Here is a 1,966-nt window from a genome sequence, read left to right on the forward strand (position 1 = left end):
CGTTCCTCTTTTACTTTGTCTTATGATATATATTTGCAAATATGATTGCATGCAATCATATTCGTATGTCGGAGGTGAAGTAAAGACATACTGACTAGCGAATCTCGTTCGTTTCTGGGTGAGTGCCAAGATTTTCTGATGGTTTAAAGAGTAAACCAAGATTGATAAGCCCAGAAATACCGACGATGCCGTAAATAATACGTGAAAGAGCTGAGTTTTGTCCACCGAAAATGGCTGCCACTAAGTCAAACTGGAAGAACCCGATCAGTCCCCAGTTCACAGCACCAATTACAGTAAAGACTAATGCGATACGTTGTAGTGTACTCATGAAAAAGCCCCCCTTAATTGTGAAGCATGAGCAAGCGATGAGTTAATTAACTCTTTTATAGAATGGTGTAGTTATGTTGTTTTTATACATAAAAAATATAAGAAAAAGGATGTATATACATCTATACCGAAAAATGCGAATTTTTATGCAAAAAATGAACTTTTTCTAAAAAATATATTTTGGTTACGTTTACAATTGTTGAATCGCTTGATTTACAACTTCAGTTTCGCTAAAGTGAATACAGAAATACATATACATTATTGGAGGGAAAAAGATGAGTACACATGTAACGTTCGACTATTCTAAAGCGTTATCCTTCATCGGTGAACATGAAATCACTTATTTACGTGATGCAGTGAAAGTAACACATCACGCAATCCACGAAAAAACTGGAGCTGGGAACGATTTCCTTGGGTGGGTAGACCTTCCGCTTCAATATGACAAAGAAGAATTTGCTCGCATTCAAAAATGCGCAGAAAAAATTAAAAATGACTCTGACATTTTACTTGTTGTAGGTATCGGTGGTTCTTACTTAGGAGCACGTGCAGCAATCGAAATGTTAAACCATTCTTTCTACAACACGCTATCTAAAGAACAACGTAAAACTCCACAAGTGCTATTTGTTGGACAAAACATTAGCTCCACTTACATGAAAGATTTAATGGACGTATTAGAAGGTAAAGACTTCTCTATTAACGTTATTTCCAAATCAGGTACAACAACAGAGCCGGCACTAGCATTCCGTATTTTCCGTAAGTTATTAGAAGAAAAGTATGGAAAAGAAGAAGCTCGCAAACGTATTTATGCAACTACAGATAAAGCACGTGGTGCATTAAAAACATTAGCTGATAATGAAGGTTACGAAACATTCGTTATTCCAGATGATGTTGGAGGCCGTTTCTCTGTATTAACGCCAGTTGGTTTATTACCAATCGCAGTTAGTGGTTTAAATATTGAAGAGATGATGCAAGGTGCAGCTGCTGGTCATGGTGACTTCGGTGCATCAGAACTAGAAGAAAATCCTGCTTACCAATACGCAGTAGTTCGTAATGCTTTATACAATAAAGGAAAAACAATTGAAATGCTTGTTAACTATGAGCCAGCACTTCAATACTTCTCTGAATGGTGGAAACAGTTATTTGGTGAAAGTGAAGGAAAAGATCAAAAAGGTATTTTCCCATCTTCAGCAAACTTCTCAACTGACTTACACTCATTAGGTCAATACGTTCAAGAAGGTCGTCGTGACTTATTTGAAACAGTTCTGAAAGTAGGTAAATCTACACATGAACTAACAATCGAAGCAGAAGAAAACGATTTAGATGGATTAAACTACCTTGCTGGTGAAACTGTAGACTTCGTAAACACAAAAGCATACGAAGGTACATTACTTGCACATAGCGATGGTGGAGTACCAAACTTAATCGTAAATATCCCTGAATTAAATGAGTACACATTTGGTTACCTTGTATACTTCTTCGAAAAAGCATGTGCGATGAGCGGCTACTTACTAGGCGTAAATCCATTTGACCAACCAGGAGTAGAAGCATACAAGAAAAACATGTTTGCTTTACTTGGTAAACCAGGATTTGAAGAATTAAAAGCAGAATTAGAAGAGCGTTTAAAATAATAAAAAGCGGC

The 1,966-nt window shown here is 36.7% G+C and carries 2 protein-coding genes; one reads left to right on the top strand and one right to left on the bottom strand.

Annotated features, from left to right (window positions below; all coding sequences use genetic code 11):
• Positions 1–94 precede the first annotated feature (94 nt).
• Positions 95–328: a DUF378 domain-containing protein gene (locus KI369_RS23655; protein ID WP_000105789.1), complete on the bottom strand. Its 234-nt coding sequence runs from the start codon at positions 326–328 to the stop codon at positions 95–97.
• A 274-nt stretch (positions 329–602) separates the two neighbouring features.
• Here KI369_RS23655 and KI369_RS23660 point away from each other — a divergent pair, with 274 nt between their 5' ends.
• Positions 603–1,955, top strand: a complete 1,353-nt coding sequence (locus KI369_RS23660; RefSeq protein WP_212957609.1) for a glucose-6-phosphate isomerase — start codon at positions 603–605, stop codon at positions 1,953–1,955.
• Positions 1,956–1,966 lie beyond the last annotated feature (11 nt).

It is taken from the genome of Bacillus sanguinis (assembly GCF_018332475.1).
Classification (GTDB): domain Bacteria; phylum Bacillota; class Bacilli; order Bacillales; family Bacillaceae_G; genus Bacillus_A; species Bacillus_A sanguinis.

What these genes read in the sequence shown, in the direction of transcription:
- KI369_RS23655 (WP_000105789.1), bottom strand. Translation starts at nt 328, where the DNA reads ATGAGTACACTACAACGTATCGCATTAGTCTTTACTGTAATTGGTGCT.
- KI369_RS23660 (WP_212957609.1), top strand. Translation starts at nt 603, where the DNA reads ATGAGTACACATGTAACGTTCGACTATTCTAAAGCGTTATCCTTCATC.